This window comes from Arthrobacter sp. GCM10027362 (assembly GCF_042679445.1).
In the GTDB taxonomy this organism is placed as follows: Bacteria; Actinomycetota; Actinomycetes; order Actinomycetales; family Micrococcaceae; genus Crystallibacter.
This window is the reverse complement of the sequence record NZ_JBHTML010000207.1, coordinates 1-6,715: the sequence shown is the minus strand read 5'-3', so window position 1 is coordinate 6,715 and position 6,715 is coordinate 1. Positions and strand designations below refer to the sequence as shown.

The following is a 6,715-nucleotide window of genomic DNA, read 5'->3' as shown; positions in this document are numbered from 1 at the left end:
CCGGTTTGCGGCAGGGGCGCTGGCAGCACTGGCGCTGGCTGCCGGCTCCATCCTGCCGGCGCAGGCTGCGGTGCCCGCCGCAGCCCCCGGCGGGGAAGCCCGCCAGTCCGCTGCGCACCCGGTCCTGCTTCCGGGCCAGTTGACGCGCATCATGGAGTCGGTGGGAGCGGCCGTGGCCGCCGGCGACTCGGCGAAGGATGCCAAGAAGCTCAGGGACCGTGTCAGCGGTGCGGCGCTGACGATGCGGTCGGCCAATTACCGCGTCCGCGCCGGCAAGGGCGAGGTGGCGGCCCCGGTCCCGGTGTCTGCCGGTCCCGTCCTTACCTCGATGATCAGCTCCACTCCCGAATGGCCCAGGACGGCGGTCGCCGTGACCAAGGGCAAGAAGAACCCGGTCCCGCAGGTCATCGTGCTTTCGCAGGCTACCGCCCGGGAGAACTACAAGATGATCGGCGCCATGCAGATGCTGCCGGGCACCAAGTTCCCGCAGGTCTCCACCGACGAAGGCGGCACCGCCGCCGTCGCGGCCACGGACAAGGACGGCCTGGCCTACTCGCCGAACCAGGCGCTGGAGTTGCTCTCCGGCTACCTGACGAACGGCGGGAACGCCAAAACCGTAGCGAAGAACACCTTCGCGGACCAGATCCACGCCTTCCAGAAGGACCAGCAGGCCTCGAACAAGAACGCGAAGATCACCTTCAGCCGGTCACTGGACGAGAAGTCCGTGCGCACGCTGCGCACGGCCGACGGCGGCGCGGTGGTCTTCGGCTACCTGCGGAACCTGATGCGCAGCGTGCCGTCCAAGACCGGCGCCAGGGTGGAGCTCTCGCCCGACTTCGCCGCCCTGGCCGGAGCGGACTCGACCACCGAAGGCGTGGACGTCACCTACGCCGAGGCGGTGTTCGTGCAGGTGCCCCCCGCCGGTTCCAAGGACAAGGTCTCCCTGGTCGGCGTGGCCCAGGAGCTGGTGGCAGCCAGGCTGAAGTAGTTTGGCCGGCAACACGGCCGCAGAAACCGAGGTAACCGTGGCCGCAGGTCCGCCTGCTCGTATTAGGGTGTTGCCATGACCACTCCTACCCCAGGACAGGGCCCTGTGCCACATGCAGCCAGCCTGCGCGGAGCCGTGGATTTGTCCGCGCTCAAGCGGCCCCGGACGCAGGCCCCGGAAGCCCGCGGCACGGCAGGCGCCGGTGCAGATGCCGGCGCTGCCGCGGCATATATCGTGGAGGCCAACCAGGAGAGCTTCCCTTCGCTGATCCAGCTTTCGGCCCAGGTGCCCGTCATCGTGGAGCTCACCGCGGCCTGGAGCGACCTTGCTGCCCAGCTGGCGCCCGTGATGGAGAAGGTAGCCCGCGAATTCGCCGGCCGCTTTGTGCTGGCGCGGGTCGACGTGGATGCCAGCCCCGGCATCGCCCAAGCCTTCCAGCTGCAGAGCGTGCCGGCGGCCGTCGCGTTGCTGAAGGGCCAGCCCATCCCGCTCTTCCAGGGACTGGCCCGCGAGGACGAGCTGCGCTCCTTCGTCAACGAACTGCTCAAGGTGGCCCACGCCAACGGAGTCACCGGGCGCGCCGGCGGGGCCGAGGCCGAGGCGGCGGCCGAGGAACCGCCGCTGCCGCCGCTGCACCAGGAAGCTTTCGACGCGATCGAGGCCGGAGACTACGCGGCCGCCGCGGCGGCCTACCGGAAGGCCCTGGCCGAACAGCCCGGCGACAATGACGCCAAGGCCGGCCTGGCCCAGGTGGAGCTGATGCAGCGGCTGGAATCCGCCGATGCCAATGCCATCCGGGCCGCGGCCGCCGAACGCCCGGAAGACCTCCAGGCCCAGCTCGCGGTGGCCGACCTGGACGTGGCCGGCGGCCATGTGGAGGACGCCTTTGCCCGGCTGGTCCGGTTCGTCGCCCGTGCCGCCGGGGACGAGCGCGAAGCCGTGCGGGCACGCCTGGTCGAGCTCTTCGACGTCGTCGGTGCCTCGGATCCCCGGGTCGCCAAGGCGCGCCAGGCCCTGGCCCGGGCCCTGTTCTAGGACCGGGCGGAGACGTGGCGGGCCCCGGGCTCTTCGATCCGCTGGACCTGCGCGGGCTGCGGCTGGCCCACCGCGGATGGGTGGCGCCGATGTGCCAGTACTCGGTCCGGCCGCAGGACACCGCCGGGATGCCGAACGACTGGCACCTGATGCACCTGGGCCAGTTTGCCGCCGGCGGTGCCGCGCTGATCCTGACCGAGGCGACGGCGGTCAGCGCCGAGGGGCGGATCAGTCCGCGGGACACCGGACTGTGGACAGACGGGCAGGCGGAGGCCTGGCAGCGGATCGTCCGCTTCGTCCATGAGCACGGGTCCGCGCAGGCGAAGATCGGCATCCAGCTCGCCCACGCCGGGCGCAAGGCGTCCACCTACTGGCCGTTCGCGGCAGGACCCGGAAGAAAAGGCAGCGTCGCCGTTGCCGACGGCGGCTGGCAGACCGTGGCCCCGACGCCGGAGCCCTTCGACGGGTACGCTGCACCCAAGGCCCTGGACGAGGCCGGCATCCTGGCGGTGGTCAGGGACTTCCGCGACGCGGCCGTGCGGGCGGTAGAAGCCGGTTTCGACACGGTGGAAATCCATGCCGCGCACGGCTACCTGCTGCACCAGTTCCTCAGCCCGCTGGTGAACACCCGGACGGACGGGTGGGGCGGCAGCGAACAGAAGCGCTCGCGGCTGGTGCTGGACGTGGTTGCAGCGGTCCGGTCGGTCCTGCCCGATTCCATGCCCCTGCTGCTGCGGGTCTCCGCTTCGGACTGGGCACCCGGCGGCCTGGAGCCGCCGGAGCTGGCCGCCCTGGCCGTGCAGGCGCGGGAGGCCGGAGCGGACTTCATCGACGTTTCCAGCGGGGGAGCGGTGGCAGGGGTGAAAATCCCGCTGTCCCCGGGGTACCAGGTTCCCTTCGCCGCGGAAATCCGCCGGCGCTCGGGGGTGCCCGTGGGCGCCGTCGGGCTCATCTCCCGTCCCGGGCACGCCCAGCGCATCATTGCCGAAGGCTCCGCGGACGCGGTGCTGATCGCCCGCGCGGCCCTGCGGGACCCGCACTGGTGGCTGCGCGCCGGCGTCGCCCTCAAGGCCCGCGTGCCCTGGCCGCCGCAGTATGAGCGTGCCGCCGTGGAAGAGGATTTTTAATCCCTTCGGATGACCTTCGGTGCGGGCCCGCGTTGCTACCGTGGCCCTATGACTTCGCCCGCACCTGAGAACCTGCCGGATCCGGCCGTGCAGTCCCCGGCCCGGCCCGCAGCGGCCGGGGAACCGGCCCTGTCCATCCGCGGCCTGGCCAAGGCCTTCGGCGGCAAGGTCGCCGTCAACGGCATCAGCCTGGACGTCCCCGCCGGCTCGTTCTACGGCCTGGTGGGCCCGAACGGAGCCGGCAAGACCACCACCTTGTCCATGGCCACCGGCCTGCTGCGCCCGGACTACGGACAGGTCAGGGTGCACGGGGTGGACGTCTGGGCGCATCCGCTGCAGGCCAAGCGCCTGATGGGCATCCTCCCGGACGGGGTGCGCCTGTTCGACCGGCTCACCGGGGAGCAGCTGGTCACCTACGCGGGGCTGTTGCGCGGCATGGACCGGCAAACGGTGGCCGCGCGCGTGGCGGATCTGCTCCGGGCCCTGGATCTGGCCAGGGACGCCGGCACCCTGGTGGTGGACTACTCCGCGGGCATGACCAAGAAGATTGCCCTGGCTTCGGCGCTGATCCATGCACCCCGGCTGCTGGTCCTGGACGAACCGTTCGAGTCGGTGGACCCGGTCTCGGCGGCCAATATCCGCGACATCCTGCACAGCTACGTCGAATCCGGCGGAACCGTGATCGTCTCCAGCCACGTCATGGACCTGGTGCAGCGGATGTGCGACCACGTGGCGGTCATCGCCCGGGGCAACGTGCTGGCGGCAGGCACCGTGGACGAGGTCCGCGGCGGGGCCAACCTCGAGGACAGGTTCGTGGAACTGGTGGGCGGACGCAACCAGGCGGAGGGGCTCGAATGGTTGCGCACCTCGTAAGGCTCAAGCTGACGCTGCTGCGCAACGGCTTCCGGCGCAGCCCCTGGCAGCTGGTCGGGGTGGTCCTCGGCGGGCTGTACGCGCTGGGCCTGCTGGCCCTGCTGATCACGGGGCTGTTCTTCCTCAGCTACACGGACCCGGCCACCGCCCGCACGGCGGTCATCCTCGGCGGAGCCGCCGCCTTCCTCGGCTGGGCCTTGATTCCGCTGGTGGCCCTGGGCGTGGACATGACGCTGGACCCGGCACGGTTCGTGACCTTCGCAGTCCCCATGCCGCAGCTGCTGGCGGGGCTGGCCGTCGGCGGCGTGCTCGGCATTCCCGGCATCATCACACTGCTGGCGGCGCTGGGCCAGGCTGCCGCCTGGTGGCAGCACCCGGCGGCCATGCTCGCCGCGGTGCCGTGCGCCGTGCTGGCGGTGCTCACCGCCGTCGTCCTCTCGCGGCTGACCACCTCGGCGACCACCGCGCTGGCCAGCTCGCGCCGGTTCAGGGACGCCGCCGGCGTCCTCGCCATTGTGCCGCTGGTCCTGCTGGGACCGATCACCATCGGCGTCACGGAGGGGCTGCGCAGTTCGCAGGATTTCCTGCCGGTGCTGGCCGATACCCTGTCCTGGACCCCGCTGGGCAGCATCTGGGCGGTGCCGGGGGACCTGGCCGTCGGGGCCTGGGGTGCCGCCGCAGCCAAGCTGGCCATCAGCATGCTGGCCCTGGCTGTGCTGGCCTGGCTGTGGAAGCTGAGCCTGGCCCGGGCGCTGGTCACCCCGGTGCACCACGGCGTGGCCAGCCGCAGTGCCGGGAACCTGGGGCTGTTCGCCCGCTTTCCGGCCACCCCGGCCGGAGCCGTGGCGGCCCGGGCGCTGACGTACTGGCTGAAGGATCCGCGCTACGGGGCCTCGCTGATCGCGGTCCCGCTGATCCCGGTGGCAATGTTCTTTGGCCTCAGCCAGGCCGGCGACCTGACCGCGATGCTCTGGATGGGGCCGCTCGTGGCCTTCCTGCTGGCCTTTTCCATCTCCGCCGACGTCTCCTACGACAACACCGCCTTTGCCATGCACCTGGCCGCCGGCGTCTCCGGGCTGGCGGACCGGGCGGGGCGTGCGGCCGCCTGCGCCGTGTTTGCCGTCCCGCTCACGGTGCTGGCCACCGTCCTCCCGGTTGCGCTGATGGGCCAGTGGCAGCTGCTGCCGGCCGTGCTGGGGTTGTCCCTGGGCACGCTGCTGAGCGGCCTGGGCCTGTCCAGCGTGGTTTCCGCCCGCTATACCTACAACGTCCCGCTGCCGGGGGAGAGCCCGTTCAAGACCCCGCCGGGTTCGGCGGTGCGGATGATGGTGGTCCAGGGCCTGGGCATGGTCGCCCTGCTGCTGCTGGTGCTGCCCGAGGGCCTGCTGGCGCTGGCGCTGGTCCTCACCGGCCGGCCGCTCTGGGGCTGGCTGGCACTGGCTGCGGGTCTGGTCCTGGGCTCGGCCCTGCTGGTGGCCGGCATCCGGCTCGGCGGAGTCTGGTACGACCGGCGCGGGCCGGAACTGCTGCAGGCGGTGTCCCTGAACAAATAGGCGCGCCCTGCCGCCGGCGGGCCCGGACGGCGGAAGGACACCGCCGCGGCAGGCGCGCCCGGGAAGGCGGCCCCCGCCGTCGTCCTCCGGCCGGGGGTTACGATGGATGACATGAGTTTGCCTCCAGACCCCTTCGAAAACGACCCCCGCAGGCCGTCCGAGCCGGGCGGATCGACAGCCACCATCGAGCGCGAGGAACTGCGCGAGGAACTGGAACCGGGGGACCGCGAACGCTTTGCGCACTATGTGCGCAAGGAAAAGATCATGGAGTCCGCCCTCTCGGGCGAACCGGTGATCGCGCTCTGCGGCAAGGTATGGGTGCCCGGACGGGACCCGAACAAGTTCCCGGTCTGCCCCGAATGCAAGCAGATCTACGAAGGACTGCGCCCGGGCAACGAGGAATGACCGGCGGCCCGTCCCGCTGTCCTGACGTCCCGGGCCGGCAGCATCCCGGATTCCGGGCATGCCTGCCGGACGCTGCCCGGCCACAAGAAAGTTAGCCCGATTTCCTGATGACCGCGCCATCCGCCTCCGCAGCATCCGGGGCGATGGCGGCCACCTACCGGCCACTGACCATCGGGCTGCTGGCCATTATCACCTTCTCCGCGTTCGAGGCGATGGCGGTGGCCACCGCCATGCCGGTGGTGGCGCGGGAACTGGACGGCCAGTCCAGCTACGGGCTGGCCTTCTCCATGTTCCTGACCGCCTCGCTGCTCGGGTCGGTCCTGGGCGGCCTGTGGTGCGACCTGCGCGGGCCCCGGCCGGCGGTCGGGACCGGGCTGGGCCTGACGGTGGCCGGCCTGGTGCTTTCGGGACTGGCCGGCGAGTTCTGGATCTTCACCGCGGGCCGCGCCGTGGCCGGCCTCGGGGGCGGGTTCATGATCGTGGCCGTCTACGTGATCATCGGGCAGGCGTACCCGCAGAGGCTGCAGCCGGTGATCTTCGGCTGGATGTCGGCGGCCTGGGTCGTGCCCTCGCTGGTCGGCCCGCTGGCGGCGGGGCTGCTGACCCAGTACCTGTCCTGGCGGTTGGTGTTCTACGGGGTGGCGCCGCTGGTGCTGGCCTTCGTGCTGGCCGTCTGGCCGAAGATCCGGCGGCTGGGCACGCCGCCGGGGCCGAAGCCGGCCCCGGCGGCGGAC

Annotated in this window: 6 protein-coding genes and 1 pseudogene; all 7 read left to right on the top strand. The window is 71.6% G+C overall.

The features are described from left to right. Positions 1-988 (top strand): annotated as a pseudogene (locus ACFQ36_RS19645) (hypothetical protein); the annotation flags it as partial. A gap of 75 nt (positions 989-1,063) precedes the next feature. Next, a complete protein-coding gene (locus tag ACFQ36_RS19640; RefSeq protein ID WP_377016703.1) occupies positions 1,064-2,023 on the top strand; it encodes a tetratricopeptide repeat protein in 960 nt (319 codons plus the stop codon). 14 nt (positions 2,024-2,037) lie between these two features. After that, on the top strand, positions 2,038-3,150 hold the full coding sequence (locus tag ACFQ36_RS19635; RefSeq protein ID WP_377016701.1) for an NADH:flavin oxidoreductase/NADH oxidase: 1,113 nt from the start codon (positions 2,038-2,040) through the stop codon (positions 3,148-3,150). Positions 3,151-3,198: 48 nt separating this feature from the next. Then, complete coding sequence (locus tag ACFQ36_RS19630) at positions 3,199-4,023, top strand: ABC transporter ATP-binding protein (protein WP_377016699.1); 825 nt, start codon at positions 3,199-3,201, stop codon at positions 4,021-4,023. Then, positions 4,005-5,576, top strand: a complete 1,572-nt coding sequence (locus ACFQ36_RS19625; protein WP_377016697.1) for a transporter — start codon at positions 4,005-4,007, stop codon at positions 5,574-5,576. Before ACFQ36_RS19630 ends, ACFQ36_RS19625 begins: the two co-directional genes overlap by 19 nt. Before the next feature lie 111 nt (positions 5,577-5,687). Then, positions 5,688-5,981 carry a DUF3039 domain-containing protein gene (locus tag ACFQ36_RS19620; RefSeq protein ID WP_377016695.1) on the top strand — a complete coding sequence of 98 codons (294 nt, stop codon included), beginning with the start codon at positions 5,688-5,690 and terminating at the stop codon, positions 5,979-5,981. A gap of 107 nt (positions 5,982-6,088) precedes the next feature. Next, on the top strand, positions 6,089-6,715 hold a 627-nt coding region (locus ACFQ36_RS19615), incomplete at its 3' end, for an MFS transporter (protein ID WP_377016693.1).

Coding starts and splice junctions, on each gene's coding strand:
- ACFQ36_RS19640 (WP_377016703.1), top strand. CDS start 1,064: ATGACCACTCCTACCCCAGGACAGGGCCCTGTGCCACATGCAGCCAGC.
- ACFQ36_RS19630 (WP_377016699.1), top strand. CDS start 3,199: ATGACTTCGCCCGCACCTGAGAACCTGCCGGATCCGGCCGTGCAGTCC.
- ACFQ36_RS19625 (WP_377016697.1), top strand. CDS start 4,005: ATGGTTGCGCACCTCGTAAGGCTCAAGCTGACGCTGCTGCGCAACGGC.
- ACFQ36_RS19620 (WP_377016695.1), top strand. CDS start 5,688: ATGAGTTTGCCTCCAGACCCCTTCGAAAACGACCCCCGCAGGCCGTCC.